The organism is Streptomyces sp. NPDC086554 (assembly GCF_040686095.1).
Classification (GTDB): domain Bacteria; phylum Actinomycetota; class Actinomycetes; order Streptomycetales; family Streptomycetaceae; genus Streptomyces.
This window is the reverse complement of the sequence record NZ_JBFBJK010000052.1, coordinates 1-26,462: the sequence shown is the minus strand read 5'-3', so window position 1 is coordinate 26,462 and position 26,462 is coordinate 1. Positions and strand designations below refer to the sequence as shown.

The following is a 26,462-nucleotide window of genomic DNA, read 5'->3' as shown; positions in this document are numbered from 1 at the left end:
CACCACCCCCCCGCGGCGGCCAACTGGGTCCCCGGGCCCGCACACCCACCGCCCGCCACCCCCACCGCGGGGTCCCCGGCCCCCCCGGCCCCGGGGGGGCCCCCCCCCCCCGGGGGGCCCCACTCCGTTCGGTCGTGCGGTCAGGCCGCAGACCGCGACCTGCGGTACAGCACCGTGCCCGCCAGCAGCATGCCCGCGCCGACCGGCAGCGCGACACCCACCGGCAGCGAGCCGCCGGTCTGGGCGAGCTGGTCGGACCCCTTGGGCGGGGTGACGAGCTGCGTATCCGGCCGGCTCGGCTCGGTCCGGTCGCCCGGCGGCTTCTCCCCCGGCGTGCTGGGGTGATCCGGGTTGCTGGGGTGCTCCGGGTTGCTGCCCGGATCCTGCGGCTTCTCGGGCGGCTGATGCTTGCCCGGCGGCTCCGTCGGCGGCTTCTCGCCACCCGGCGGGGGCGCCTCGCCCGAGTCGTTGGCGCAGTCGTTGCCGGTGGTCGCGTTGCCGAGACCGCCGATGGTGACGCTGTTGCCGCAGACGTTCACGGGCACGTCGACCGGCACCTGGACGCTGTTGCCGGAGCCGACGCCCGGCGAGTCACCGGTGTGCACGTCGGCCTGCGCCCCGCCCCCCGAGGGCTGCGCGCCGCCGTCGCCCCCGTCGGAGGTGTTGGCGCAGCTGTTGCCCGCCGCGGGATTGAGCACGCCGACCACATTGACGCTGTTGCCGCACACGTTGACCGGAACGTGCACGGGGAGCTGCACGGAATTGCCGGAAAGTACACCCGGCGAATCCGAACTGCTTCCGGCGGCGCCCGAGTCGGCCTGTGCGTAGCCACCGCTGATGGCGAGTACGCCGGTCGCGGCCGCCACTGTGATCAGGCCTTTTCGAGTGACCTGTCGCATAGGTTCTACCTGCCTTATGACCTTCTGGAAAGCGCACGCACCTTGGGGCACGTGCGCGGAATGCCCGAAGGCCCCGGAGCGCATGGCACGCACTCCGGGGCCTTTGGACTCAGACCCTCATGGGGTGAGGCACAACTGCGTCAGCTGTTGGTGCAGGTGTTGCCGAAGGCGGGGTTCAGCAGCCCGACCACAGAGATCGTGTTGCCACAGGCGTTCACCGGAACGTGCACCGGGGCCTGAACGACATTGCCCGAAAGCACACCGGGAGACTTCACGGCGGCACCCTGGGCACCGGCGTCGGCGACGGCCATGCCCGCACCCGCGAGCACCAGACCACCAGTGGCAGCCGCAGCAGCGACGACCTTCTTGATCATTATTCCTCCTTGTTGGCAATGCGATCCCAGCCGCGGACCGCACCACCTGTAACGAGGACGGAGTAATGGGGCTACGAGCTTATGGTCTCTTTCACTCTTTTCAGTCAAGTACGTACGCGCTGACGATTACTGATGTGTCGATTCAGCGCGCACTACGGTCAACCAGGGGCGCACGGACCGGAGTTCAGGACGCGTCGATGAACCGGTCGAGCACGCGCACCCCGAACTTCAGGCCGTCCACGGGCACTCGCTCATCCACACCGTGGAACATGCCGGCGAAGTCCAGCTCCGGCGGCAGCTTCAGCGGCGCGAAGCCGAAGCCGCGGATGCCGAGGTCGTCGAAGGACTTGGCGTCGGTGCCCGCGGAGAGCATGTACGGGACGGCGCGGGCGATCGGGTCCTCGGCCTGCAGCGCCGTCTGCATGGCGTCGACGAGCGCGCCGTCGAAGGTGGTCTCCAGGGCCTTGTCCGCGTGCACGTCCTCGCGCTTCACGTTCGGGCCGAGGATCCGGTCCAGGTCGGCGAGGAACTCCTCCTCGTACCCCGGCAGGAAGCGCCCGTCGACGTGCGCCGTGGCCTGTCCCGGGATGACGTTGACCTTGTAACCCGCGCCCAGCTGGGTCGGGTTGGCGGTGTTCTGCAGCGACGCGCCGATGAGCTTGGCGATGCCGCCGAGCTTGGCGAGCGTCTCGTCCATGTTCTCCGGGTCGAGCTCGGTGCCGAGGGCGTCGCCGAGCTCGTCGAGGAAGTGCCGCAGCGTCTTGGTGACCCGCACCGGGAACTTGTGCCGCCCCAACCGCCCGACCGCCTCGGACAGTTCGGTGATGGCGTTGTCCTTGTGGATCATCGAACCGTGGCCCGCGGTGCCGTCCACGGTCAGCTTCATCCAGTGCATGCCCTTCTGGGCCGTCTCGACGAGGTAGAGCCGCAGCTTCTCGTTGACGGTGAAGGAGAAGCCGCCGACCTCGCTGATCGCCTCCGTGACGCCGTCGAAGAGCTCCCGGTGGTTGTCGACCAGGTACCGGGCGCCGTACGTGCCGCCCGCCTCCTCGTCGGCCATGAAGGACAGCACGATGTCGCGCGGGGGCTTGCGGCCGGTGCGCATGCGCTCGCGCACGACCGCGAGGGTCATCGCGTCCATGTCTTTCATGTCGACGGCGCCACGGCCCCAGACACAGCCGTCCGCGATCTCCCCGGAGAAGGGGTGGTGCGTCCAGTCCTGGGCGTTCGCCGGTACGACATCGGTGTGGCCGTGGATGAGCAGCGCGGGCCGGGAGCGGTCCTCGCCCTCGATGCGCGCCACCGTGGAGGCCCGTCCGGGGTGCGATTCGAAGATCTGCGGCTCCAGACCCACCTCGGCCAGCTTCTCCGCGACGTACTCGGCCGCCTTGCGCTCGCCGGGGCCGGAGTGGTCGCCGTAGTTGCTGGTGTCGATGCGGATGAGATCGCGGCAGAGATCGACGACCTCGTCCTCGCCGGTGACGGGCTGCGACCGGTCCGTCTTGCCTGCCCTGTCGGCCCTGCTCGACTCGCTCACGCTGGTTCCTCCCGCTATCGCTCCTGGTGGTCCCCTTCATCCTCCCGCGCCCACCCCCCGACCCCCAAGGCCGGGCACCGGCCGACATACGCCGTTCACGTGCGTGACCTGTGTGATCAGAGGGCCTCGAATGTTTGCTATGGTTTTCCACGTCGCCGCGGGAAACCGCGACAGACCACCGGTCCGGGTGGCGGAATGGCAGACGCGCTAGCTTGAGGTGCTAGTGCCCTTTAACGGGCGTGGGGGTTCAAGTCCCCCCTCGGACACCAACACGAAGGCCCCCAGGAAACTGGGGGCCTTCGTTTGATTGCGGCGAAGCCACCAGCGGTGTCCGGCGCTCTGATCGTGGACGGCGGCGTCAACGTGACCGCTCCCGGCAGCGTCGCCCGGACCGGATACCGAGAGCAGATCCGGCGGAAGGCGCCTCCGCACCTGCGGGAACGTACCGAAGAACTGGCCGCTTTGGCCGCCTTCTGCACCGAGCCGGACGAGAGCCCTTATCTGTGGCTCCGAGGGCCGGCGTGGGCCGGTAAGTCGGCACTGCTCTCGTGGTTCGCTCTGCATCCACCCAAAGGCGTGCACCTCATCCCGTTCTTCATCACCGGCGGGTTCGCCGGCGAGAACGACCGCATCGGGTTCTGTGATGTGGTGATGGAGCAGCTGGCGGCCTTCCTCGGCCAGCCCATGCCCGCCCAGGTGACCGACGCGACACGCGACGGCCATCTCCTCGGCCTGATGGACGAGGCGGCCCGTGTGTGCCAGGCGAACGCCACGCGACTCATCCTTGTCGTGGACGGCCTTGACGAGGACCAAGGCGTGACCACTCGGCCGGATTCCTACAGCATCGCGGCGCTGCTCCCCTCGCGGCCCCAGGCAGGGCTCCGCGTCATCGTCGCCAGTCGGCCTCCCCCCCCGATTCCCGCCGACGCGGAACGCGAGCTTCAGCGGCTGGCGGATGCGCCAGGCCTCGAGCGGGAGATCCTCGGCCTCATCACCGCCGCCGACGGTGGCCTGAGGGAGCAGGTCCTGGCCGAACAGGAAGAGGTGTACGTCTTCGGCCACGACGAGCTTCGCAGCACCGCTTTGCGCATGTTGGGCAGCAAGGGCGTGGCCGGATATCGCGAGCGGCTCCATCAGTGGGCCGAGGGACACCGGGACGACGGCTGGCCGGTCCACACTCCGGAGTATCTGGATGCTCCAGGTGACGGGCGGCGACGCCGCGGCCTTCACGGAGGTCAAGGCCGCGCAGGAGATGATCCTCGGGCACGAGGACCCGGATCTGCTCGCCATGGCTCGGCTGGCGGTGCATCACGACGAGCTGACGGCGAGGAACGACAACGTTCCGGTTGCTCTGCCGGCGCTCTGGGCCGCCCTGGGCGCGCCGGAACGGGCGGAAGCGGTGCTGAACAGCATCGTCATGCCGGACCAGCGCAACCGTGCTCTCCTGGCGCTGATAGAGACGCTGATTACCACGGGAGATCTGGGCCGGGCCCGAGCCCTTGCCGAGACGGCCGGTCAAGCAGGCGTACTGGCCCGCGGCAGCAGGTCAGTGCGCTGTCGGATGTGGTTCGGGCAGCGGTTTCCTCGGGTGAACCGGCTCGTGCCCGACGGCTCGGCGAGCAAGCCGAACGGGGAGCGCTGAAGGTCACCAAGCCGATGCACAGGGCAGCTGCGATCGGGAGTGTGGCCGGATCCCTCGCACACATGGGTGAGCACGCCAGTGCCCTCGGCCTCGTGCGTACGATTCCTGGCCCGTTCCACAGAGCACGCGCGCTGAACAATCTGGCACTGGCCGCCATTCTCGCGGGGGACCATGCCCGATGGGAGGCGCTCTGGGCCGAAGCCGAGGCCATCGCACGTGCCCTGCCTCACCCAGCCGCTCGGGCCAAGGTGTTGACGGCCCTGGCCCGTACGGCAGCGAGCGCCGGACGGCGCGAACTCGCCGAGACGGCGGAAGCGCGTCTGCGTGACCGCACCAGCAATGTCTGCCATCAGAGCCGTGCTCTGCTCAACCTCGCTCGCGCCATGATGACGATGGGAGATGCCGAACGGGCCAAGGGCCTCGGACACCACGCCGAGGCCCTTGCCCGCGGCATCGGGCAGACAGGCAAACGGACAAAGATCCAGACGGAGTTGATCGACCTCGCCATCGCTGTCGGCGACCTCGACTGGGCCCAGGCGCTCGCGCCGGGACTCCACGACCCGCACAAACAGGCCTTGTCCCTCCTCAGAGTCGCCCATGCCTGGGCGGATGCCGGCACTCCGAACCGTTGCCTCGCCTTGCTGGCGGACATCAGTTCCCTGTCCGGAACCTTGCGTATTCACGGGGAACGGTCCCGCGTTCTGACCAAGTTGACGAAGATTCTCACGCTGCTCGGACTCTACGAGCGCGCGGAAGGAGCGGCCCTCCGGATCCCCGAACCCCCGCAACAGGTACGAGCTCTTGCGGAGTTGGCGACTCATGTGGAAGAGCGGCACGCCAGACAGGCCATTGCCGATGAACAACTGACCGCGTCCGGCTCAGAGTCTTCTTCGCGTTTCAACCCCAGTCCCACGGACCACTCCTGACGCACCGGATGATCTCGATCACAGCATAGATCGTTTGCCGCACGGGCAGCCTGGTAGCGCAGTTGATCGATCAATCGAACACACGCTCGCACGCTGGATTCAGGGGGGACTCCGCGTGCGCCTTTCTAGGAGAACGTGAATGCCGCAGGACGTCCGGTTCGACCTCCCCTTCACCACCCCCGTCAGCGAGCACCTCGAGTACGCGCGCGAGCAACACCTGCGATGGGTGAGGGAGATGGGCCTGGTGCGAAGTCAGGCCGGGTTCGAGGAGTATGTGAGCTGGGATCTGCCACAGGCGGCGATACGCACCTATCCGCACGCCTCGGCCGACGACATGGTCGTCCTGATGAACTGGTTCTCGCTGGCCTTCCTCTTCGACGACCAGTTCGACACGGGCCGGCCCGACCGCGCCGACCGCATCGCCGAGGTCGCCCGCGAGCTCATCGCGACCCCGCTGCGTCCCGCAGGCAGCGAGCCCCGCGTCGCCTGCCCGATCACGGTGGCCTGGGCCGAGGTCTGGGCGCAGCTCTCGGATGGCATGTCCCTGGCATGGCGTACCCGGTTCGCGGCGTCCTGGGGGCGGTTCCTGGTCGCGCACTCCGAGGAGGTCGACCTGGCGGCGCGGGGCGCCGCCCTCGGGCTCGAGGAGTACACCGACTTCCGGCGGCGCACCGTGGGCATCCACCACAGCATCGATGCCGGTGAGCGCAGCCGGCGCTTCGAGGTGCCCGCTCAGGTGCAGGCGCACCCGGTGATGATCGGGCTGCGGGACGCCGCGGCGGACACCATCGGGTTCATGAACGACATCCACTCCTTCGAGCGCGAGAAGCGCCGGGGGGACGGCCACAACCTCATCGTCGTACTGCGTCACGAGCGCGGCTGCTCCTGGGAGGAGGCCGCCGACGAGGCGATCCGGATGACCACGGAGCGCCTTGCCGACTACCTGGAGTACGAGGCGCAGGTGCTCGCCATGTGCGACGAGCTGAATCTGTCGGAGGCCGACCGTGACCTGGTGCGGATGGGTGTGGAGGCCGCGCGGCACTGGATCAACGGCAACTACGAGTGGGCCCTGACCACCGGGCGGTACGCGGCGGTCAAGGACAGCCCCGCCGCCGTGGCCGAGGAGCAGGGCCGCGGCTCGCTCGACGACCTGCTCACCGCGGTCTGACGCGAGGCCGGAGCCCTGGGCCGGACCGCCGATCGCGGTCCGGCCCGGGGCGTTTCAGACTCCGGCGGTCTGTGCCGCGAACTCGACCGGAAGGCGGTCGAGGCGCGCCTCCCACGTGGAGGCGGTGGTGGTGAGTTCCCCGGGCTCGACCGTCAGGCGCAGCCCGGAGAGCCGGTGCAGCAGGACGTCGACGGACGTCTCGATGATGCCCTGGCCGAGACCCTGCCCCGGGCATTCGTGCGCGCCGCCGCTGAAGGCGAGATGGGCCTGGTTCCCGTGCAGGTCGGTCGAGGCGTCCGGCCGGATCTCCGGGTCCAGATTGCCCGCCGCGAGGCCGAGGACGAGCAGGTCGCCCGACTTGATCTGCTGGCCGCCGAGCTCCAGGTCGGCCGTGGCGAACCGCCCCGGGCAGACGGCGAGCGGCGGCGTGTTCCACATGACCTCCTGCACCACGGCGGAGATGTTCAGCTGCCCGCTCACCAGACCGGCCATGTGCGAGGCGTGCGTGAGCACGGACTGCAGGACGCGGGCGAGCAGGTTGCTGGTGGTGGTGTGGGCGGTGATCAGGACAAGACGCAGATGGCTGAGGATCTCGTCGTCGTCAAGGTCGGCGTGGTGACTGAGGAGCCCGGTCGTGAAGTCGGCGCCCGGCTCGGCGCGCTTGCGCTCGGCCAGCGCCTCCAGGATCTGCATGATGCGGTCGTTGTGCGCCACGGCGTCCGCACCGCCCTTGATGACCTGCGCACAGGACACGGCGAGCTGTCGCCCCTCCCGTTCGGGCAGGCCGAAAAGACGCGTCAGGACCAACATCGGCAGGTACTCGGCGTACTGCGCGACGAGATCCGCGCTGCCCTCTTCGGCGAACGCGTCGATCTGCTTGTTGGCGAAGTACGTGACGTGCCGTTTGACGCCGCGGTCCGCCAGTGCCTGCAGATTGTCCGTGACCGCCGCGCGCAGCCGCCGGTGCGGCTCACCGTCCTGGGAGACGCAGTCGGGGCGCCAGGCCAGCATCGGGATCAGGGGCGAGGTGTTCTCGACGCGCCCCTCTTTCCAGTCCCGCCAGATCCGGGAGTCACGGGCGAACTGCCGCGGGTTCTCCAGGACCCGCCGGTTCTCGCGGTAGCCGAGAACCAGCCAGGCCGGTACGTCCCCTTCGAGGAGGACGGGCGCAACCGTGCCGTGCTGTTTGCGCAGGCGGTCGTAGATGCCCTGCTGGTCCTTGGCCGCGTGCTCCCCGTACAGGCGGGCGAGCCCGTTCGGACCGCCGTGGGCCACCGGGCAGCCCCCGGAAGACGGGGTCGGGAAGTTCATCGGGCGGCCTCCAGGGCGGCGGCGGAGCGTTCCTTGAGATGGCGGATCAGGGCGATGAGCACATCGCGGCTCGATCCCCGGTCCCTGGCGTCGCAGGCGACGACCGGGGTGTGCTCGGAGATGTCCAGGGCGTCGCGTATCTCCTCGATGGGGTGGTCCTGGGAGTCGGGGAAGACGTTCAGGGCGATGACGAACGGCACGCCCTGCCGCTCCATCTCCTCGATCGCCCGGAAGCTGGACGCGAGGCGGCGGGTGTCCACCAGGACGACCGCGCCCAGTGCCCCCTTGAACAGGCCGTTCCACAGGAACCAGAAGCGCTCCTGGCCGGGCGTGCCGAACAGGTAGAGCACCAGCTGTTCGTTGAGGCCGATCCGCCCGAAGTCCAGGCTGACCGTGGTCTCGGTCTTGTCGGTGACGCCGATGAGGTGGTCGACGTCGATGCTCGCCTGGGTCAGGGTCTCCTCGGTGGTGAGCGGTTTGATGTCGCTCACGGAGCGGACCATAGTGGTCTTGCCGGTGCCGAAGCCCCCGGCGATCATCACTTTGACCGAGCGGCTCTCGGCGGGCAGTGAGCCCGCTTCTATCGGCTGGTCCGGACGGTCAAAGCCTTTGAAGTCCACTGAGTACCTCCTCAAGGAGCGCGAGGTCCGCCCCATGGCCGGGTGTGGAAGCCGGGATGGGGTCACGGGCGTCCACCAGGCCCGCTTCCAGCAGGTCGGCCACGAGCACCGCGAGAATGTTGAACGGCAGTCCGAGATGGGCGCCCAGCTCGGCCACCGACAGCGGATCGCGGCACCGGCGCACGATGTCCTCGTGCTCGTGCTGCATACCGGGGGCGGGGGCGGAGCGGGAGACGATGAGGGTCGCCACGTCGAGGCCGGCGGCCGGCCCGCCGGGACCACTGCGACCGCCGGTGAGCACGTAGTAGCGCTCGAGACCGGAGGGTTCCGTGGGCCGTGGGGGGCCGGACCGGTGGGGGCCGCTCATCCAGACTGCTCCTCCTGGCGCGGAGTGGTGCCGAGGAGCTCACCCATCCTGCGGGACAGGTCCCTCATCTGGTGCCCGAGCAGCCCTTGGTCGAGCCCTTCCTTGGCGAGGACTCCGAGGTACGTCTCCACCCCGGCCCGCACCACGAACAGATGGCCGCCGTCGACCTCGATCATCGCAAGCCGCAACTGGCCGCCGAATTTCGGGAACTGATCCGCCACCGGTTGCGCGAGCGCCTGCAGTCCGGCGACCACGGCCGCGAAGCGGTCCACGTCGTCCGGGTCGTCGGCTCCGTACGACGTGATGGCCTTGCCGTCGCTCGATGCGACCAGGGCGAAGCGGATCTCCTGGATGCTCTCGGTCAGATCGCGGAGCGCCCAGCTCACGTCGGTTTCGTGTTGCGTCATGTGGCTAGTCGCTCTCTTCGGTGCGGGGCTCGTCGGTCTCTCGTCCAGCGGTGGCGAAGGCCGCCAAGCCGGTGAAGGACGCGTCCGGCGGCGCTACGGGCTGCGCGGGAGCTGCCGCCGGCCTCTCGACCGCCGCCTTGGGGGCCTCGGCGCGCTTGCTCCTGCGGCGGGGCAGACCGCCCGGCGTGACATCCGCGGGGGCTTCGTCGGCGTCGTTCATGTCGGCGGGACCAGGCTGCTCGGGGACGGCGACCGCCTCGCCGGCCTGGGCGGTGGCGGCGCCGGGCGCCGGGGCGGTGGTGGCCCCCGCCTGGGCGGGGGCGGGTCCGCTGACGGAGGCGGCCGGGAGCGGGCTGAAGTACTTGTGCGGTACGACGACGACCACCGAGGTACCGAGCCAGGGCGAGTCGGCGAAGGTGACCCGGATGCCGTACTTGCGGGCCAGCGTGCCGACGACGCGCAGGCCCAGGTGTGCGTCCTCCGCGAGGCCGCCGATGCCGGGGCCCTCGGCGATGCCTTCGAGCGCCTGCAGCGCCTGCTGCTTCTTCTCTTCGGTCAGGCCCTTGCCGGCGTCCTGGATCTCGATGCCGACGCCGTTGGGCACCTCCTTGCCGGACACGACGACCGGCTCGGTGGGCGGCGAGTAGCGCGCCGCGTTGTCCAGGAGGTGGGCGAAGACCAGCGTGAGGTGGTCCACCAGACCGCCGTCGACGCCGAGTTCGGGCAGCTGGCGCAGCTGGATCCGGTCGAAGTCCTTGATGCGCCCGATGCCGCCGCGTACGACGCTGAGCAGACGCTGCGGCTCCTGCCACTGGCGGCCAGGACGGTCCGTGCCGCCGAGCACGCCGATGGACGCGGCCAGACAGTCGGCGGGGCCGATCGCCTGGTCGAGCTCCATCAGGCCCTGGGCGACGGCCGGGGTCCTGCCGTGCTCGCCCTGCATCTCGTGCAGCCGGCCACGGATCTTTCCGGTCAGTACGTGGATCCGGCTGCCGATGCTGATGACGGCCTGCTCGGCGGAGGTGCTGCGGTTGAACTCCTCCTCGACGGCGATCAGGCCGGTCCGCAGGACCTTGCGCAGTTCGAGCCTGAACTCCGGTGTGATCTCGGTCTCTTGCTCCAGCTCGACGGGCAGCACGTCGTCGATCGCCTCGCCGCCGCGCAGGCCGTCGATGGCCCGGGGCAGGAACTCCTCGGCGAGGCGGGCGACCAGCGCCTGCTGGCGGTCGAGCTGCCACTGCCACGCCTTGGCCTCGTCGGCCCACTGGGCCTCCTGGGCGGCGTGTTTGTCCTCGTGCTGCCGCTCCAGGGCGGCGACGTGCTGCTGCCACTGCTGGGAGTGGCTGTGCTGGGCGGTACGTGACTCGTCGGCGGCGCGGCTCAGGCCCTGTCGCGTACGCAACAGGAGGCGGACGCATGCCGCGGCGGCCGCGGTGCCGGCGAGGCCGACGAGCGCGGCGGGTATTCGGGCCGGTTCGGAGCCGGCGACCAGCATGACGACGCTGCCCGCGCCGAGACCGGTCGGCAGCAGCCACCAGCTGTACCAGGCCGCCGGTGCACGGGCCGCGGTCGGCGGCGGAGTGGCAAGTTCCATCTGCATCCTCAAACCAACGCGATCGAAGAGTGGACAACCCAACCAAGGGGTCGCACCCATCGCATCTCGGTACCCCGGGACGGCGGCACCCCCTCGATCACCTGCGTGATCCCCCGTACGACAGCGCGACGGCGCCGCGGGTGCGCGACATCTTGATATCGCGTCAACTCACGGCGCTGGAAAGGAGCTTATCTGGTGGAGGATGGTGTTGATCAACCCGGTGGGTTAGCGGGTGGGAACAGTAGGTGATCTTCGGCCAGGGGTGCGGGCGGTGGCTGGATCGCACCGCGGGTCAGTCGTCCCACAACTCCCCGTGCCGGCGATGCGCGTCGGTCAGGCCGTTCGTGAAGTACCGCTCGTAGTAGGGCCGCTCCACGTGGTGCGCCTGGAGCCAGACGCCGGGGACGTGGATCGCGTCCGTGTGCGCGGGGAAACGGCGGTGCGTGCGCAGGATGTACTCGCAGATGTCGCGGGCGCATTCGACGACCCGGTCCTCGTACTCGCTCGCCTCCGCCAGATAGCGCCGGCCGTAGTCCTCCCGGTAGATGCGGGAGAAGACGTCCTTGTCGCCGTAGACGCCCCCGGGGCCGAACTTCTCGCGGATGACCGCGTCCACCGCGTCGGACATCGAAGCGAACGCGGGCGGACACATGGCGGAGATCAGCTGCTCGCCGCCGGGCGCCTTGAGGCCCACCGGGTGCGAGCGGACGTTGGCGTACTTGGGCAGGGGGATGTGCCAGCGCCACAGGTCGGCGACGCGCCAGCGCGGGGTGACGAAGGTGAAGCCCAGCATCCTGCCGTAGGTGCGGCTGAACTTCGGGTCGCCCAGGGCTATTTGGGGGTTGATGGAGGCGTGGATCCAGGCGCCGAGGCCCATCCCTTCGGCCACCAGCATGAGGTTCTGCAGGAGCAGGTCCGCCTCGATCTGGGTGCGCAGGGGGCCGAGCGCCCCCAGCGGCAGCTTCAGCTGCTCGTTCAGGAAGCCGTTGCGGATCCACTTCTTCACGCCCGCCGGGCGGTAGAAGTTGCGGTCGTCCACCAGGGTGGGGCGAGCGCCGTCCGGCTGTGTGAGCAGGTACATCAGGGCGTTGATGTACTGGTGGGAGAGGTCGACCACCGGGAACAGCAGTGTCGTACCCGGCAGGTTGGACAGGAAGCGGTTCGAGTCCAGGTAGGCGGGGAAGTCCCGCAGGCCTTCGGCGACGTCGAGGCGGTGGTCGAGCACCTGGACCTTGGACTGCCGTGCGCGGTCGGTCAGGGTCAGCGCGTCGAAGGGCTCCTCGGGCGCCGGGGGCAACTTCCGCAGGTAGTACGTGCCCGTGTCGTTGATCAGGAAGAAGTGTGTGCCCTGCGCGTTGTCGGGGCTGCCTGCCGTGCGCCCCGCCATCGTCAGGTTCGGCTTCGCCATGATCGGCCTGCCGTTGCGCGGGTCGTCGAAGGGGCGGTCCGGCATCGTCAGACCGGTGCAGCCGGTCAGGGCGATCAGGACCGCCTCCTCCAGTTCGGTGAGCGGCTGCGGGGCCTGCTGGGAGGTGTGACTCATCGAGCCCGCGGGGACGTTGGCGCCGCGGCTCACCCGGTGGGTGCGGCGGCGCCAGACCGTCTCCAGGAGGGGACGTACGAAGAGGTCGTCGAGCCCCGGGTGGTGCCCGTCCGCCGGGGGCCCGTCCCCGCCGTCAGCCGGTGGCATCGCTGCCGCCGTCCCGCATCGGCTGCACCTGCCGCCAGGGGGCGAAGGCGCTCGCGCCGCGCGGCAGCAGCCCTGCGAGGTCCGGGGCGTGCCGCAGGATGACGGACTTCATGCCGCCCTTCTCGACCCAGTCCATGCCGAGCGGCGTGTAGATCTCGGGGCGGTAGTCGACGGTCAGGAAGCGGTCGCTCTGCAGGCGCCGCGTGGCCATCAGGATGAAGATGCGGAAGGCGGTGTCGCTGAAGCCGAAGCCGGTCGGCGGGTTCTCGGCGAACAGGCCGACCACGGTGTCGATCTCGTCGACCGAGCTGTAGACGTCCTTGAGGCGGGCGAGGGTCTCGGGGTCCTGGGTCAGGTCCTCGAAGCGGCTGATCCGCGGTTTGTGCAGGCCCGCGCGGAAGTCGTTGTAGCGCGGCACGCCCCGCCTGCGGGTGCGCACGAGGTCGACGACGGACAGGTCGATGATCTCCCCGTCGCGTTCGAAGCGCTGCAGCGCGCGCGGGAAGTTGTTCAGGGTGATCGCGCCGGGGTGGGCGATGCCGAAGGAGTAGAGGGTGTCGGCCAGGCCCGTCTTGCGGATGGCAGCCTCGGCCGCGGCGCCCTGGATGTCGTTGAAGCCGAGGCTCTCCAGGCGCTGCCCGAAGTGGTGCTCGCGCATCACGTAGTCGTCGGGGATCAGCGGATGCATCCGGTAGACGGTGACGAAGTCCTCGGTGAGCGAGTACGGCGCCGCATGGTGGTCCGGCAGGGTCTTGGGGATGCCGGTCAGCGAGTGGGACTCCAGGAGCCACAGGCCCAGCTTGTTGAGCCAATTATTGGGCGGGCCCTCCCAGTTGGTGTGCAGGCCGAGGTCGATGGCCTCGGTGGCGAGGATCGCCGGGGTCCACTCCACCGTGTGGATCTTGGCGATGAGGGCGGAGACGACCAGGCGTGCCGTGTGGTAGATGCTGTCCTCGCTCATCGCGGGGTACTCGTGGCGCAGCGCCGCGCAGACCGCGTTGTGCTCACGGGCGAAGAGGGTGTGCATCGCGCTGAGGCCGAGCCACCAGCTGTCGGCGAAGCCGGTGAGCGGGATGCCGCTCTGGCCGATGGGCAGGTGCCCGTCCTCCAGGCGCAGGTCGGCGCCGCCGTCCGGGGCGCGCAGGAACTTCGCGGTGCCCTCATCCGCGCCGTACACCTCGGAGCCGTCCCACCAGTGCGATGCGGTGTTGGCGAAGAGGATCGGCGGCTGATTGCCCGGCAGTTGGATGCCCTCGTTCTCGGCGAAGCGCATCACGTTCTCGGGCGGCCCGCCGGGGGTGTTGTGCCAGGTGCTGCCGGGCGGCAGCGGGACCTCGACGGCCTTGCCGCCGGTCGGGTAGCGGCGGTGGTTGACCCAGTCGTGGACCTGGAACTGGATCCAGGCGGCGGCCAGGATGTTGAGCGTGGTCGCGGGTACGAAGGTGTCGCGCTGCAGGAGTTGGCGGCTGACGGTGACCGGGTTCGGGGTGTCGAAGAGGTCGGGCCGGTAGTCGGGCTTCAGGTTGCGTCCGAAGGCCGCGCCGACGGCTCCCATGGACGGCGCGGAGAGATCGTTGTACGTGCCGTCGTAGGACCGGGCCGTGCGCAGCCGCTCGTCGACGGGCGGCGGCACGGGGACGGCCTTCGGGGGCGCCTCGTGCACGTCGGTGTCGATGAGGTTCAGGCGCCTGAGCGCCTTGCGCAGGAAGACCAGGTTCAGCAGGCTCGACTCCAACGGCAGCCTGTACCACGGGACATAGCGGTTGAGCGCGCGGAAGAACCCGCCGACCGGGATGCCGAGCACCTTGTTGCGCAGCGGCTCCTGGGTGGTGAAGCGCAGCCCCTGGCGGTGGGCGGCGCTCGCTTCGTACGCGGCCTTGCGGGCGCGGTTGAGATTGCCCAGGGGGCGGAACTCGTCGGTGGTGTACCAGGGGTTGAAGGCGACCTCTTCGACGCGCCCCGCCGCGGCCTGCGCCTCGGCGGTGGCGATGTCCTGGCGCGGCACGGTGAGGCGCCCGACGGGCACCGCCGGGGTGATGGCGTCCTTCCAGTCCACGGAGCCGTCCTCGACGGGTGTGCGCTGCTCGTCGACGTAGCGCTGCACGCACAGCTCGAAGGCGACGTCCGACGTGACGAGGCGGTGCGCGAGTTCGCGGTGCAGGAAGCCGGGGTCGCGGCGCTCGGGCTTGGGCTCGGGGGCGCTGCCCACGACGGGCCGCAGCAGATAGCGGACCGGGCCCGCGTCGCCCCACAGGATGGCGCCGCGGCTCCAATAGGTCTCCCTGGCAAGGCTGTTGACCTTGTGGCGGGTGGCCGCCTGGATATTGCGCCGCATCCGGGTGGCGGTGGACAGACCGACGGCGAGCGGGAGTTTCACGAACAGACCGAAGGCCTTCTGCAGCGGGCTCGTCGCGCCCGCCATGGCCTTGGCGAAGGCGACGAACTCACGGGCGTCACGGGCGTGCGACACCGGATAGTTGGTGGCGAGCAGGTCGTGGCTCTCCTCGGCCGACACCGTCACGCGCACGGCGACACCGCGCAGATCGGCCACCCCGTCGCCCTGCCGGATGCCGCTCGCGTTGGAGAGCCGCACGGTCGCCGGGTACTCGGCGCCCGGCTGCGCGAACCCGGTGCGCAGCGCCTCGGGCAGGTCCTCGCGGAAGGTGAGGCGGGCGTTCTCCACGCCGAGCGCGGACTTCGCGTGCTGGGTACGTGCGAGAGAACCGGCGCCGCCCGCCCGCCGGTTCTTGACCTGAACCTTCATCAGTTCGTGCGCCAGGCGCTCGAAGAGCCGCCGCTCCGCCTCGGGGCTGCCGCCCGCGTAGCGCTCGTAACTCTGCTCGTACTGTCCAGTGTCGGCCATCAGGCGCTTCCTTCGCACGCAGGCGTACGGGACGGGGGGCCAGGCCCTGTCGTCGGACTACTGGGCGTACTCGGGCTTTCGCCCGGTGCGGCGAGAGTAGTGCCGGGCGTCGCGGGGCAGGCGGGAGTCCGACGACAGGGCCTAGGACGCTACTGTCGGCACCGGGTGGCCGCAGCGCGGGTTCTCGCCTATGTGCGGGACCTGCGTCGCAGCTCGAACAGGCAGGCGGGCGAGGGTATTTGGGCCTGTCGGCGGGGCGGGGCGAGGTCGTGGGGCGGCGCGTGTGATCGTCCCCAGGCCCCTCTGGGGCCTCCCCTCACAGCAGCCCCACGAGCGAGAGGGCGCTGATGGCCGGTCCGCTACGGGTCGGCGCGCGCCCCCGCGGTGCGGCCGCTACTCGATGAAGTCGCCGTCGACGTACAGCCAGGCCCCGTGGACCCGCTCGAACCTGCTGCGCTCGTGCAGCGCGCCCTGGCGGCCCCCGTCGGTGTACCGGGCCCGGAACTCGACCGTGCCCGTGTTGTGGAACGCCGTGCCGTCGGCGGTCGCCAGGATCTCCAGACCCAGCCAGCGCATGCCGGGATCGAACTCGACGCGGCGCGGCCGGGTCCTCGGGTGCCAGGTGCGCAGCAGGTACGCCTCGTCCCGCTTCACGAACGCGCAGTAGCGGGAGCGCATCAGCTCTTCGGGCACGGCGGCTTTCGCCTCACCCCGGTGCAGCCGACCGCAGCACGTCTCGTACGGCTCGGAGTGCCCGCAGGGGCAGGTCTTGGGGCGGCGGGTGGGGCGTCGGGACATGCGGACCATTGTCCCTGACGGGGCGCTCCAAGAACCGCGGGGCAGGGGGAGCGCCCTGAAGGGGCGCGGGGAACTGCGCGACAAGCCACAAAGCACCCGCAGACACACACGGCACCCCAGCAGGGGAAACCCGCCTACGGGGCAAGAATGTCCAGCTCGTGCAGCGCACCCACCGCGATCTCCCGCGTCAGCGACTCCGCGCGGTCCGCGTCGCCCTCCCGTACCGCCTCGGCGACCCTGACGTGCAACGTGACGGCCGCCGGATCCGGGTCCTCGAACATCACCTGATGGTGGGTGCGGCCCGCGAGGACCTCCGCGACGACATCGCCGAGCCGGGCGAACATCTCGTTGCCCGACGCGTTCAGGACGATGCGGTGGAAGTTGATGTCGTGGAAGAGGTAGCCCTCCAGCTGCTGCCCCCGTGACGTGGCGACCATGCCGAGTGCGCACTCGGTGAGGGCGGCACACTGCTCGGGCGTGGCGTGCTGGGCGGCAAGGCCCGCGGCCACCGGTTCGACCGCCGAGCGCAGGACCGTGAGGGAGCGCAGCTGGCGCGGCCGGTCGGCGCCCGCGAGACGCCACCGGATGACCTGCGGGTCGTAGACGTTCCACTCTTCGGTGGGCCGTACGGTCACGCCCACCCGGCGCCGGGACTCGACGAGGTGCATGGACTCGAGCACCCGCACGGCTTCCCTGATGACGGAACGTGACACCTCGAATCGCTGCGCCAGTTCGTCCGTCCGCAACACGCTGCCCGGCGGGTACTCACCGCCGGTGATGGCGGGCCCGAGGCTTTCCAGTACACGAGCGTGCAGCCCACGGGCAGGTTCGGTCATGACGTCAGGGTATGTGGGGACCCTCGGGAACAAAAAGTCAGACTTTTGCGTCACAGACTCTTGAATTCGTCAGACCTAATGGGTTTCAGTGACGTGAACGGACCGTCGGCCTCCCCCGACCGGCGGTCCGTGCACGACCGATGTCGATGACGTCGAAGATGTCGATGAAGACAGCGAGGCAGGACAGCGATGAGCACCCCCCACGTCGTCGTAGTGATGGGCGTGGCAGGAACCGGCAAGACCACGATCGGCCCCCTGCTCGCAGATCAGCTCGGCGTTCCCTACGCCGAGGGCGACGACTTCCACCCCCCGGCGAACATCGCCAAGATGTCGGCCGGGACCCCGCTGACCGACGACGACCGATGGCCCTGGCTCGACGCCATCGGCGCCTGGGCGCACGGCCGCGCCGGACTCGGCGGTGTGGTCAGCAGCTCCGCGCTCAAGCGCAGCTATCGCGACCGGCTGCGGGCCGAGGCCCCCGGCCTGGTCTTCGTCCACCTCACCGGCACCCGCGAGCTCATCGAGGACCGGATGTCCCACCGGCAGGGCCACTTCATGCCGACGGCCCTGCTCGACTCACAGTTCGCCACGCTCCAGCCGCTCGGCGCGGACGAGGCGGGCGTCGCCGTCGATGTCACCGGCACTCCCCAAGAGATCAGCGAGCGGGCGTACGAGGCCCTGCTCGCCCTCGACAAGTAGCACTGCCGGGCGGGTAGCTCCGCCGGCGGAAACCCCCCGCGCCCCGTCCCCTCCCCCTGACGTACAAGGAAGACACCGTGACCAGTCTCAGCGTTGAGATGCTGGCAGCGGACGCCGTCGAGCCGATCACCTCCGCTGGCCATGCCCAGCTGGGAATCGCCGTCCTCGCGGGCATCGCCGTCATCGTCCTGCTCATCACGAAGTTCAAGCTGCACGCGTTCCTGGCCCTGACCATCGGGTCGCTCGCCCTCGGCGCCTTCGCGGGTGCCCCGCTCGACAAGGCGATCACCAGCTTCACGGCGGGACTCGGTTCCACGGTCGCGGGCGTGGGTGTCCTCATCGCCCTCGGCGCCATCCTCGGCAAGCTGCTCGCCGACTCCGGCGGCGCGGACCAGATCGTCGACACGATCCTGGCCAAGGCGGGGCGTTCCGGCGGGCGTGCGATGCCCTGGGCGATGGTCCTCATCGCCTCGGTGATCGGCCTTCCGCTCTTCTTCGAGGTCGGCATCGTGCTGCTGATCCCGGTCGTCCTGATGGTCGCCAAGCGCGGCAACTACTCGCTGATGCGGATCGGCATCCCGGCCCTCGCGGGACTGTCCGTGATGCACGGCCTCATTCCGCCGCACCCCGGTCCGCTGGTCGCGATCGACGCGGTGGGCGCGAACCTGGGCATCACGCTGGCTCTTGGCGTGCTCGTCGCCATCCCGACGGTGATCATCGCCGGTCCGCTCTTCTCGAAGTACGCGGCGAAGTGGGTGGACGTCCCCGCCCCCGAGAAGATGATGCCGCAGCGTCCCTCGGAGGACCTGGAGAAGCGTCCCGGGTTCGGCGTGACCGTCGCGACCGTGCTGCTGCCCGTGGTCATGATGCTGGCCAAGGCGCTGGTCGACATCATCGTCGACAACCCCGAGCACACCGTGCAGCGCGTCTTCGACGTCGTCGGGTCGCCGCTGATCGCGCTGCTCGCGGCGGTGATAGTGGGCATGTTCACGCTGGGCCGTGCGGCGGGCTTCACGAAGGACCGTCTGTCGACGACCGTCGAGAAGTCCCTCGCCCCGATCGCCGGTGTGCTGATGATCGTCGGTGCGGGTGGTGGCTTCAAGCAGACGCTGATCGAGTCGGGTGTCGGTCAGATGGTCCTTGACATCTCCAAGGACTGGTCGATTCCGGCGCTGCTGCTTGCGTGGCTGATCGCTGTGGTGATCCGGCTCGCGACGGGGTCGGCGACGGTCGCGACGATCTCGGCTGCGGGGCTTGTCGCTCCGCTGGCGGCGGACATGTCCGACTCGCACACGGCGCTGCTCGTGCTGGCCATCGGTGCGGGTTCGCTGTTCTTCTCGCACGTGAATGACGCGGGGTTCTGGCTGGTGAAGGAGTACTTCGGTCTGGATGTGGGGCAGACGATCAAGACCTGGTCGGTCATGGAGACGATCATCTCTGTGGTCGCGGGTGGGTTCGTGCTGTTGCTGTCGCTGGTGTTGTAGCTGGGGTGGGGCGGTCCCTGCGGGGCTTTCCCCAGTCCCGCCCCTTCCCGAAACTGGGGCTCCTACCTGCGCCACAGCGGGTGTTCCCGGTCCGCCCACTCCTGGTCCACCGACCCCGTCCGCATCCCCCGCCTCGCCTCCGGATCGCCCAGCGCCATCCCCACATGCCCGGCAAGGACCACCCCCATCGCAAGGGCCAGCCAGTCGTGGACGAATGTGCTTCCCGTCCGCCATGCCAGCGGGGCGACATGCGTGAACCACATCAGCAGGCCCGTGCCCAGCATCACCAGGACCGCCCCGCCGATCCAGCCCGCGTACAGCTTCTGACCCGCGTTGAACTTCCCCGCCGGACGCGGCGACGCCCTGCGGCGCAGTGCCGAGCGGAGCCATACGCGGTCGTGCGGGCCGAAGCGGTTCAGGAGGCGAAGGTCCCCGCGGAAGGCGCGGGAGGCCAGGCCCGCGAGGAACGGGGCCGGAAGGAGCAGGCCCGACCATTCGTGGACGGTCACCACCAGGGCCCGGCGGCCGACCAGTTCGGCGAGGAACGGGACGTACAGACAGGCCGCGGTCGCCACGCACACCCCCATCAGAACCGCCGTCAGGCGATGCACCCACCGCTGCGCGGGAGTGAACCGCGCGACCTCAGACCTCCGTGGGCTCGTCGTCACGTCCATTCGAATCACCCACCCACGCGTCGACGTCGTATCCACGCTTCTCCCAGTAGCCGGGCACGACCTCGTCCGTGAGCGTGATCCCGGAGAGCCACTTCGCCGACTTGTAGAAGTACATCGGGGCGACGTACAGGCGGACCGGGCCGCCGTGCGAATGGCCCAGGTCCTTGTCCTGCATGCGCAGGGCCACCAGGACATCCGCCCGCCGCGCCTGCCGCAACGTAAGGCTCTCGCTGTACGTCCCGTCGAAGCAGGTGAACCGGACGGCGCGGGCGGTGGGGCGCACCCCTGCCGCGTCCAGGAGGCGTGAGAGACGTACGCCCTCGAACGGCGTGCTCGGTACCCGCCAGCCCGTCACGCACTGGACGTCGCGGACCAGGCGGGTCTGCGGGAGCGCGCGCAGGTCCGCGAGCGAGTGCGTCGTCGGCCTTTCCACCAGGCCGTCGATCTTCAGGCGGTACGTCGATGCGTCGCGGTGCGGGACGGACGCCGCCACCGAGTAGTAGCGGAAGCCGCCGCCGTTGGGGAGCAGGTCCGTCAGACCGGTGGGGTCCTTGTCGGAGGCGGCGCCCAGGAAGGACTCCAGGCCCCGCTGGAGGGGTGGCGCGGCAGCCACGCCCGCGACGCCCAGGCCGAGCATCCCGAGAACCAGACGGCGGCCGACCGGTGCGCCGCCGCGCTCGCCGTAGTCCTCTTCGGGCCGGTGCGGATGGGGAGTTGTCACCCTCCGATTCGAGCACCCGCGGCCCCGGGGGTACAGGGGCCGCGGGTGTCCGTCAGCGTTCCGTCACATTCGGCGGGCCGACTACGCGCCTGGCGTCTCCGCCGCCTTCTCCAGCTGGAACGCCTCGTTGCCCAGGCCGATCCTGGCGTGCGCGTCCGGCTTGGTGGAGCGCAGGATCGCGCCGTAGACCACGCCGATCAGGGCGGCAAGCAGGATGATGCCGGGCAGCACCCAGCTGAGCGCCGAGCCGGGGCCCGCGCCGACCAGGACGTCGAAGTCCTTGACCGTGTAGCCCGCGATGACGAGCAGGCCGATCGCGGCGAGCGCGGACGCGGTGATCCGCCAGGCCTGGGCGCGGGCGGCGCCGCGGCGCACGAAGAAGACGATGACCGCGACGGACGCCGTGGCCATCAGGAGGATGACGCCCAGGGCGCCGATGTTGCCGAGCCAGGTGAACAGGTGCAGGACCGGCGCGGTCGGGTCGCCGAACGGGCCGTCGTCGGTCACCGCGAAGGCCACCACGATCAGGACGGAGACGACCGTCTGGAGCAGGGAGCCGGTGCCGGGGGCGCCGGTGGAGGTGTTGGTCCTGCCGAACGCGGCGGGCAGCAGACCCTCGCGGCCCATGGCGAAGGCGTACCGCGCGACGACGTTGTGGAAGGAGAGGATCGCCGCGAACATGCCCGTCACGAACAGGACATGGAGTACGTCGGTGAAGGTGCCGCCGAGCCGGGACTCGGTGAGCCCGAAGAGCAGTCCGGCACTCTGTTCCCGCGCGGCGGCGACAATGCCGGACGGGCCCGCCGCCACCGTGAGCGCCCAGGAACTGATCGCGAAGAAGACCGCGACGAAGCCGACCGCGAAGAACATCACGCGGGCGACGACGACCTGCGGGCGGCTGGTCTCCTCGGCGTACACCGGGGCCTGTTCGAAGCCGAGGAAAGCCGCGATGCAGAAGCACAGGGCGGTGCCGAGGCCCGCGCCCGTCAGGGTGTCGGGGTTGAAGGCGTGCAGGGACAGGCCTTCCTTGGCCGGGTCGGCGATGGCGGCGATGTCGAAGATGACGACGAGCGCCACCTCGATGAGGAGCAGCACGCCGAGGACCCGTGCGTTCAGGTCGATCTTCAGCCAGGCGAGCACGGCGACGACGGCGACGGTGACAAGTGCCGGTATCCACCAGGCGATTTCGACCTCGAAGTACGTGTTGAGCAGCCCGGAGACCTCGAAGCCGAGGAGGCCGTAGAGGCCCGCCTGCAGCGCGCTGTAGGCGACGAGCGCGACCAACGAGGCGCCGGCGCCCGCGGTGCCGCCGAGGCCGCGCGATATGTACGCGTAGAAGGCGCCCGCGTTGTGGACGTGCCGGCTCATCTCGGCGTACCCGAAGCTGAAGAGACCGAGGACCACGCCGAGGATGAGGAAGAGCAGCGGCTGTCCGACGATGCCCATGACGCCGTACGTGGTGGGCATGACGCCGGCGACGACCATCAGGGGGCCGGTCGCCGCGAGCACGGAGAGCAGCAGTCCCGGGGTGCCGAGGCGGCCCGCGCGCAGGGCCCGCTCCTCGCCCACGTAGGTGCTGATCCCGCTGTCGGTGGCGCTCTTGGCGGTTGTGCCGGCGGCTCTGGTGCCGCTCGTCCTGTTCGAACTTCCCGTCGCCATGGCGCGGTGGTCCTTTCAAGGGGGACTGAGGGGTGCGGTGGGGTCAGGCTGCGCCGAGCGCCGCGTCGCGTGCGGCGGTGAACGCCTTGTACGGGTCCCGGTCCGGGTACGACCAGGGGTCTTTGGTCGCGCGGCGCCCGATGCGGTGGAAGAGCGCGGCCGCCTCGGCGGCACTGCCCTCGCAGAACTTCGCGTGGGCGAGGAAGTTGAGGTCGACGCGGCAGCGCGGATGGCCCCTGCTCTCGGGCATCTCCCACTCCAGCCACCAGTCGAAGGCCGCCTTCATGACCTGGCGGGCCCGGCGGCCCGTCCAGTGCTCGGAGGCGGCGGGGTCGGCGGGCTCGCTGCCGATGGTGGCGAGGACGCGGTAGCGCTCGGCGTGCGCGACGACCGGAAGGACCGCCAACGGCGAGTCCGCGGGCGCCTGTTCGGCGGCCCAGGCGGCGAAGTCGTACACCTCGTGCAGCGGGTCCTGGCCCGCGGCGGGGCGCCGCTCGGCGAGCCTGGCCACCATCAGATGGTGGGCGTGGTGGTGCTCGGGGTGGCGGTGGCGGACCTCGTCGAAGAGCCGCACGACGTCCTCCTCGCGCCCCAGGGTGCGCTCCAGGGTGAGCAGCGCGAGCCAGGGCGTGGGGTCGGCGGGGACGAGCGCCGCCGCCTCGCGGCAGACTTCCCGCGCCTTCTCGGAACGCCCCTTGCCGCGCAGCGCGAGATGCACCGCGGCATAGCCGAGCAGCACGGCGGCGTCGGCACTCTCGGGCTCGGCGAGCCGCCAGTCACGGGTCCAGGCGGTGGTGGAGTGCTCCTGCGCGAGTACGTCGAAGCGGTGGCCCCTGCGGTCCCAGTCGTCGCCGGTGTCGGCGAACAGCGCACGGACCTCGGTCCAACGGCCCTGGGTCAACGCGGTGCGGGCGGTGGCCAGTTCGGTGTCGTCGAGCGCGGAGTCGAAGATGTGCGCCGCTCGCTTGCGGGAACGGCCCAAGGGGGGTGGGGGTGGTGACACCGCGGGACTTCCTCCCCGGCGCGGCTCGCTTGCGGATGATCACGCACAGCAAAGCGGCAGGCAGCCCTCCAGTCAAGGTGCGCCCACCGTCGCGGCCTTCACCAACTCGTTTCACATTCCTCAGACTTCACCCCCGACCTGCGCGGTCGCACACTTGGACACGATTCGGACAAGTGCCGCCGGTTGTTCGGCGGCCCCGGCGAACGGACCGCTCAGCTCACGGACTTGGCGGCCGCGCGCCCGGCCGCGCGCCCCGAGAACAGGCAGCCGCCGAGGAAGGTCCCTTCGAGCGAGCGATAGCCGTGCACTCCCCCGCCGCCGAATCCGGCGGCCTCTCCCGCGGCGTACACACCAGGAAGCGGAGCTCCGCCTTCCGTCAGGACGCGCGACGAGAGGTCGGTCTCCAGGCCGCCGAGTGTCTTGCGGGTGAGGATGTTGAGCCGCACCGCGATCAGCGGGCCCGCCTTCGGGTCGAGGATCGGGTGCAGGGGAGCCGCCCTGATGAGCCGCTCCCCGACGAACTTGCGGGCGCCGCGGATGGCGGTGATCTGGAGGTCCTTGGTGAAGGGGTTGACGATCTCGCGGTCGCGCGCCTGGAGCGTGCGGCGCAGGGCTGCCTCGTCGATGAGGGGCTCCTTGGTCAGCGCGTTCATGCCGCGCACAAGCGCGCCGAGATCCTTCTCGACGACGAAGTCGGCGCCGTGGTCCATGAACGCCTTGACGGGGGCCGCCACATCGGCACGCGCGCGGTCGATGACGCCGCGCACGGACTTGCCGGTCAGGTCGGGGTTCTGCTCGGAGCCGCTGAGCGTGAACTCCTTGCCGATGATGCGCTGGTTGAGCACGAACCACGTGTACTCGTACCCGGACTTCATGATGTGTTCCAGCGTGCCCAGGGTGTCGAAGCCGGGGAAGAGCGGCACCGGCAGACGGTCGCCGCGCGCGTCGAGCCAGAGCGATGAGGGGCCCGGCAGGATGCGGATGCCGTGGTTCTCCCAGATCGGGTTCCAGTTCTGGATGCCCTCGGTGTAGTGCCACATGCGGTCGCGGTTGATCAGGCGGGCACCCGCATCCTCGGCGATGCCCAGCATCCGTCCGTCGACGTGCGCGGGAACGCCCGCGACCATCCGCTCGGGCGGAGTGCCGAGTCGCTCGGGCCAGTTGGCGCGTACGAGGTCGTGGTTGCCGCCGATGCCGCCGGACGTCACGATCACCGCCTGGGCCCGGTACTCGAAGGATCCGGCGACCTCACGGCTGCTTGCCTTGCCGCGCTCGACGCCGGAGGGTTCAAGGACCTCTCCGGTCACGGTGTCGACGCTGCCCGCGCTGCGGGAGAGACCGGAGACGCGGTGGCGGAACCTGAGCTGGACGAGGCCGCGGGCGACGCCTTCGCGGACCCGTCGCTCGAACGGCTCGACGAGGCCGGGCCCCGTCCCCCAGGTGATGTGGAAACGCGGCACGGAGTTCCCGTGCCCCTGCGCGTCGTACCCGCCCCGCTCGGCCCAACCGACAACCGGAAAGAACCGCACGCCCATCCCGTGCAGCCAGGACCGCTTCTCGCCCGCCGCGAAGTCGACGTACGCCTCGGCCCATTTCCGCGGCCAGTGGTCCTCGGCCCTGTCGAAGGCGGCCGTGCCCATCCAGTCCTGCAGGGCCAGCGCGTGCGAGTCCTTGATCCGCAGGCGCCGCTGCTCCGGCGAGTCCACGAAGAACAGTCCCCCGAAGGACCAGTGCGCCTGCCCGCCGATGGACTGTTCGGGTTCCTGGTCCAGAAGGATGACCCGCCGCCCTGCGTCGACGAGCTCGGCCGTCGCCGCGAGCCCGGCGAGACCCGCGCCGATCACGATCACATCTGCGTCGTAGGCCATAAGGGTCGTTCCTCCTGGTACAAGGGGCGGGGGCGCGCCGAAGGGGGAGTTACTGGTGAGTCAGATCCTGAGTACCCAGGTGACCCACGTCAACTACCCGGTTCGGGTCACTCACGGAGCGGGGCACGGAGAACGGGACTATCGTCGGCCGGGTACCCGCCAAGTCCCCACCCCGTGGCCCGCCTTGAGCACCTCTCCCGTCCCCCGTCTCGAGGTACGACGTGTCGGTCCTGATCCTCGTCCTCGGCGTATCGGCCGCCTGCTGCCTGGGCTTCGGCTTCGTGTTCCAGCAGGACGCCGCGCAGCGCGCCCCGCTGAGCGACTTCCTCTCGCCGCGGCTCCTCCTTGACCTGGTGCGGGTGCCGGAGTGGCTGGGCGGGATCGGCCTCATGGTGTGCGGCATGGTGCTCGGCGCGCTCGCGCTGGCCCAGGGTGAGATCTCCCTGGTGGAACCGCTCCTCGCCACGAATCTGCTGTTCGCGCTGGCGCTCTCCCGCTACCGGACCAAGCAATCCATCGGACGGCAGGGCTGGGCGGGACTCGTCCTGCTCGCGGGCGGGGTGACGGCATTCATCGTGGCGGGGCAGCCGCAGGGCGGGAGCGCGGAGTCCGATCCGCTGCGGCAGTGGCTGATCATGGGCGTGATGGTGGGTACGGCGGTGCTCCTCACGGCGTACGCGAAGGCATCCCGGCACCGGTGGACGGTCGGGCCCGTGCTCCTCGGGGTGGCGGCGGGGCTCCTTTACGGGGTGCAGGACGCGTTGACGCGGGTGAGCGGGCAGCGGTTCGACGACGGGGGCCTGACCCATCTGCTCACGGGGTGGCAGCCGTACGCGGTGCTTGTGCTCGGCGTGACGGGGCTGCTGCTCGTCCAGAGCGCGTTCGAGACCGCGCCGCTGCGGATGTCGCTGCCCGCGCTGACTGCTGCGCAGCCGTTGGCGGGGATCGTGTGCGGGGTGGGTTTCCTCGGGGATCAGCTGCGGACGGACGCGGCCGCGCTGACCTGGCAGGTGGTCGGCCTCGTGGCCATTGTGGGCGGCATCGTGCTGCTCGGGTTGCACCCGGCCATGCCGAAGTCTGCGACGCGCTTAGGGGTGCGGCAACTGGAACGCCGTTAACTTTCCCGGGCCCCGCTCAAGACCGCCGCTTCGCGGCGGATCTTTCCCGCCCACCCACCCGATTGCCCGGCATCGGCCCCAGCCCGCCGACGCGCCGTCGTCGGCCGCGCCGCCATACCGCCGCTTCGCGGCGAGTTTCCCGCCCACCCGCCCCAAAACCGGGACATTCCCCCCCCCCCATGGCAGGGCGTAGTGGCCCTTCGG

General features: G+C 70.2%; 23 protein-coding genes and 1 tRNA gene. 7 read left to right on the top strand and 17 right to left on the bottom strand.

The features are described 5' to 3' along the window. Positions 1-140: 140 nt before the first annotated feature. From AB0O76_RS43390 to AB0O76_RS43380, 3 genes are all read right to left on the bottom strand, one after another. Positions 141-899: a chaplin family protein gene (locus tag AB0O76_RS43390; protein ID WP_365503331.1), complete on the bottom strand. Its 759-nt coding sequence runs from the start codon at positions 897-899 to the stop codon at positions 141-143. A gap of 140 nt (positions 900-1,039) precedes the next feature. Further along, on the bottom strand, positions 1,040-1,273 hold the full coding sequence (chpH, locus tag AB0O76_RS43385) for a chaplin ChpH (protein WP_365503328.1): 234 nt from the start codon (positions 1,271-1,273) through the stop codon (positions 1,040-1,042). A 184-nt stretch (positions 1,274-1,457) separates the two neighbouring features. Next, positions 1,458-2,810, bottom strand: coding sequence for a M20/M25/M40 family metallo-hydrolase (locus AB0O76_RS43380; RefSeq protein ID WP_365503325.1), 1,353 nt, complete (start codon positions 2,808-2,810; stop codon positions 1,458-1,460). A 181-nt stretch (positions 2,811-2,991) separates the two neighbouring features. Between AB0O76_RS43380 and AB0O76_RS43375 the strand changes: the two genes are divergently transcribed. From AB0O76_RS43375 to AB0O76_RS43360, 4 genes are all read left to right on the top strand, one after another. After that, positions 2,992-3,079: transfer RNA gene (locus AB0O76_RS43375), tRNA-Leu, on the top strand. Between the two features lie 923 nt (positions 3,080-4,002). After that, positions 4,003-4,452: a hypothetical protein gene (locus tag AB0O76_RS43370; RefSeq protein WP_365503322.1), complete on the top strand. Its 450-nt coding sequence runs from the start codon at positions 4,003-4,005 to the stop codon at positions 4,450-4,452. Positions 4,453-4,514: 62 nt separating this feature from the next. Beyond that, the gene (locus AB0O76_RS43365; protein ID WP_365503319.1) at positions 4,515-5,378 is read left to right on the top strand and encodes a hypothetical protein; all 864 of its coding nucleotides are present in this window, start codon (positions 4,515-4,517) and stop codon (positions 5,376-5,378) included. Between the two features lie 139 nt (positions 5,379-5,517). After that, positions 5,518-6,546 (top strand): 7-epi-alpha-eudesmol synthase, encoded by a 1,029-nt coding sequence (locus AB0O76_RS43360; RefSeq protein WP_365503316.1) that lies wholly within the window; start codon positions 5,518-5,520, stop codon positions 6,544-6,546. A gap of 54 nt (positions 6,547-6,600) precedes the next feature. Here AB0O76_RS43360 and AB0O76_RS43355 read toward each other — a convergent pair whose 3' ends face one another. The 9 genes from AB0O76_RS43355 to AB0O76_RS43315 form a co-directional block, all read right to left on the bottom strand. Next, positions 6,601-7,857: a cytochrome P450 gene (locus AB0O76_RS43355; protein WP_365503313.1), complete on the bottom strand. Its 1,257-nt coding sequence runs from the start codon at positions 7,855-7,857 to the stop codon at positions 6,601-6,603. After that, complete coding sequence (locus tag AB0O76_RS43350; protein ID WP_365503310.1) at positions 7,854-8,477, bottom strand: ATP/GTP-binding protein; 624 nt, start codon at positions 8,475-8,477, stop codon at positions 7,854-7,856. Before AB0O76_RS43350 ends, AB0O76_RS43355 begins: the two co-directional genes overlap by 4 nt. Next, positions 8,458-8,844 carry a DUF742 domain-containing protein gene (locus tag AB0O76_RS43345; protein ID WP_360772367.1) on the bottom strand — a complete coding sequence of 129 codons (387 nt, stop codon included), beginning with the start codon at positions 8,842-8,844 and terminating at the stop codon, positions 8,458-8,460. Before AB0O76_RS43345 ends, AB0O76_RS43350 begins: the two co-directional genes overlap by 20 nt. Further along, on the bottom strand, positions 8,841-9,251 hold the full coding sequence (locus tag AB0O76_RS43340) for a roadblock/LC7 domain-containing protein (protein ID WP_360772370.1): 411 nt from the start codon (positions 9,249-9,251) through the stop codon (positions 8,841-8,843). The genes AB0O76_RS43345 and AB0O76_RS43340 overlap by 4 nt, the downstream gene beginning before the upstream one ends. A gap of 4 nt (positions 9,252-9,255) precedes the next feature. Then, the gene (locus AB0O76_RS43335) at positions 9,256-10,845 is read right to left on the bottom strand and encodes an ATP-binding protein (protein ID WP_365503306.1); all 1,590 of its coding nucleotides are present in this window, start codon (positions 10,843-10,845) and stop codon (positions 9,256-9,258) included. Between the two features lie 292 nt (positions 10,846-11,137). After that, on the bottom strand, positions 11,138-12,535 hold the full coding sequence (locus AB0O76_RS43330; protein WP_365503303.1) for a hypothetical protein: 1,398 nt from the start codon (positions 12,533-12,535) through the stop codon (positions 11,138-11,140). Continuing rightward, positions 12,522-15,398, bottom strand: a complete 2,877-nt coding sequence (locus tag AB0O76_RS43325) for a peroxidase family protein (protein WP_365503300.1) — start codon at positions 15,396-15,398, stop codon at positions 12,522-12,524. The genes AB0O76_RS43330 and AB0O76_RS43325 overlap by 14 nt, the downstream gene beginning before the upstream one ends. A gap of 393 nt (positions 15,399-15,791) precedes the next feature. Beyond that, positions 15,792-16,196: a YchJ family protein gene (locus AB0O76_RS43320; RefSeq protein WP_365503297.1), complete on the bottom strand. Its 405-nt coding sequence runs from the start codon at positions 16,194-16,196 to the stop codon at positions 15,792-15,794. A gap of 134 nt (positions 16,197-16,330) precedes the next feature. Continuing rightward, positions 16,331-17,032: a FadR/GntR family transcriptional regulator gene (locus AB0O76_RS43315; protein ID WP_365503294.1), complete on the bottom strand. Its 702-nt coding sequence runs from the start codon at positions 17,030-17,032 to the stop codon at positions 16,331-16,333. A gap of 189 nt (positions 17,033-17,221) precedes the next feature. Between AB0O76_RS43315 and AB0O76_RS43310 the strand changes: the two genes are divergently transcribed. Together AB0O76_RS43310 and AB0O76_RS43305 are read left to right on the top strand one after the other, a co-directional pair. Further along, positions 17,222-17,731, top strand: a complete 510-nt coding sequence (locus AB0O76_RS43310; RefSeq protein WP_365503291.1) for a gluconokinase — start codon at positions 17,222-17,224, stop codon at positions 17,729-17,731. A 77-nt stretch (positions 17,732-17,808) separates the two neighbouring features. Further along, positions 17,809-19,215 carry a gluconate:H+ symporter gene (locus tag AB0O76_RS43305; protein ID WP_365503288.1) on the top strand — a complete coding sequence of 469 codons (1,407 nt, stop codon included), beginning with the start codon at positions 17,809-17,811 and terminating at the stop codon, positions 19,213-19,215. A 62-nt stretch (positions 19,216-19,277) separates the two neighbouring features. Here the strand turns inward: AB0O76_RS43305 and AB0O76_RS43300 are convergent, their stop codons facing one another. The 5 genes from AB0O76_RS43300 to AB0O76_RS43280 form a co-directional block, all read right to left on the bottom strand. Then, positions 19,278-19,889, bottom strand: a complete 612-nt coding sequence (locus AB0O76_RS43300; RefSeq protein ID WP_365503285.1) for a cytochrome b/b6 domain-containing protein — start codon at positions 19,887-19,889, stop codon at positions 19,278-19,280. Next, a complete protein-coding gene (locus AB0O76_RS43295; protein WP_365503334.1) occupies positions 19,858-20,526 on the bottom strand; it encodes a molybdopterin-dependent oxidoreductase in 669 nt (222 codons plus the stop codon). The genes AB0O76_RS43300 and AB0O76_RS43295 overlap by 32 nt, the downstream gene beginning before the upstream one ends. A 165-nt stretch (positions 20,527-20,691) precedes the next feature. Then, positions 20,692-22,269, bottom strand: coding sequence for an APC family permease (locus AB0O76_RS43290; RefSeq protein ID WP_365503282.1), 1,578 nt, complete (start codon positions 22,267-22,269; stop codon positions 20,692-20,694). Between the two features lie 43 nt (positions 22,270-22,312). Next, positions 22,313-23,272, bottom strand: a complete 960-nt coding sequence (locus AB0O76_RS43285; protein WP_365503279.1) for a hypothetical protein — start codon at positions 23,270-23,272, stop codon at positions 22,313-22,315. Positions 23,273-23,484: 212 nt separating this feature from the next. Then, entirely contained in the window at positions 23,485-25,140 is a 1,656-nt protein-coding gene (locus tag AB0O76_RS43280; protein ID WP_365503276.1) for an FAD-binding dehydrogenase, read from the bottom strand. 221 nt (positions 25,141-25,361) lie between these two features. Between AB0O76_RS43280 and AB0O76_RS43275 the strand changes: the two genes are divergently transcribed. Further along, entirely contained in the window at positions 25,362-26,258 is an 897-nt protein-coding gene (locus AB0O76_RS43275; protein ID WP_365503273.1) for a DMT family transporter, read from the top strand. The last annotated feature ends 204 nt before the right edge of the window (positions 26,259-26,462 follow it).

What these genes read in the sequence shown, in the direction of transcription:
- AB0O76_RS43390 (WP_365503331.1), bottom strand. Translation starts at nt 899, where the DNA reads ATGCGACAGGTCACTCGAAAAGGCCTGATCACAGTGGCGGCCGCGACC.
- AB0O76_RS43300 (WP_365503285.1), bottom strand. Translation starts at nt 19,889, where the DNA reads ATGGACGTGACGACGAGCCCACGGAGGTCTGAGGTCGCGCGGTTCACT.
- AB0O76_RS43280 (WP_365503276.1), bottom strand. Translation starts at nt 25,140, where the DNA reads ATGGCCTACGACGCAGATGTGATCGTGATCGGCGCGGGTCTCGCCGGG.
- AB0O76_RS43370 (WP_365503322.1), top strand. Translation starts at nt 4,003, where the DNA reads ATGCTCCAGGTGACGGGCGGCGACGCCGCGGCCTTCACGGAGGTCAAG.
- AB0O76_RS43340 (WP_360772370.1), bottom strand. Translation starts at nt 9,251, where the DNA reads ATGACGCAACACGAAACCGACGTGAGCTGGGCGCTCCGCGATCTGACC.
- AB0O76_RS43325 (WP_365503300.1), bottom strand. Translation starts at nt 15,398, where the DNA reads ATGGCCGACACTGGACAGTACGAGCAGAGTTACGAGCGCTACGCGGGC.
- AB0O76_RS43330 (WP_365503303.1), bottom strand. Translation starts at nt 12,535, where the DNA reads ATGCCACCGGCTGACGGCGGGGACGGGCCCCCGGCGGACGGGCACCAC.
- chpH (WP_365503328.1), bottom strand. Translation starts at nt 1,273, where the DNA reads ATGATCAAGAAGGTCGTCGCTGCTGCGGCTGCCACTGGTGGTCTGGTG.
- AB0O76_RS43290 (WP_365503282.1), bottom strand. Translation starts at nt 22,269, where the DNA reads ATGGCGACGGGAAGTTCGAACAGGACGAGCGGCACCAGAGCCGCCGGC.
- AB0O76_RS43345 (WP_360772367.1), bottom strand. Translation starts at nt 8,844, where the DNA reads ATGAGCGGCCCCCACCGGTCCGGCCCCCCACGGCCCACGGAACCCTCC.
- AB0O76_RS43320 (WP_365503297.1), bottom strand. Translation starts at nt 16,196, where the DNA reads ATGTCCCGACGCCCCACCCGCCGCCCCAAGACCTGCCCCTGCGGGCAC.
- AB0O76_RS43365 (WP_365503319.1), top strand. Translation starts at nt 4,515, where the DNA reads ATGGGTGAGCACGCCAGTGCCCTCGGCCTCGTGCGTACGATTCCTGGC.
- AB0O76_RS43355 (WP_365503313.1), bottom strand. Translation starts at nt 7,857, where the DNA reads ATGAACTTCCCGACCCCGTCTTCCGGGGGCTGCCCGGTGGCCCACGGC.
- AB0O76_RS43335 (WP_365503306.1), bottom strand. Translation starts at nt 10,845, where the DNA reads ATGGAACTTGCCACTCCGCCGCCGACCGCGGCCCGTGCACCGGCGGCC.
- AB0O76_RS43310 (WP_365503291.1), top strand. Translation starts at nt 17,222, where the DNA reads ATGAGCACCCCCCACGTCGTCGTAGTGATGGGCGTGGCAGGAACCGGC.
- AB0O76_RS43295 (WP_365503334.1), bottom strand. Translation starts at nt 20,526, where the DNA reads ATGCTCGGCCTGGGCGTCGCGGGCGTGGCTGCCGCGCCACCCCTCCAG.
- AB0O76_RS43360 (WP_365503316.1), top strand. Translation starts at nt 5,518, where the DNA reads ATGCCGCAGGACGTCCGGTTCGACCTCCCCTTCACCACCCCCGTCAGC.
- AB0O76_RS43315 (WP_365503294.1), bottom strand. Translation starts at nt 17,032, where the DNA reads ATGACCGAACCTGCCCGTGGGCTGCACGCTCGTGTACTGGAAAGCCTC.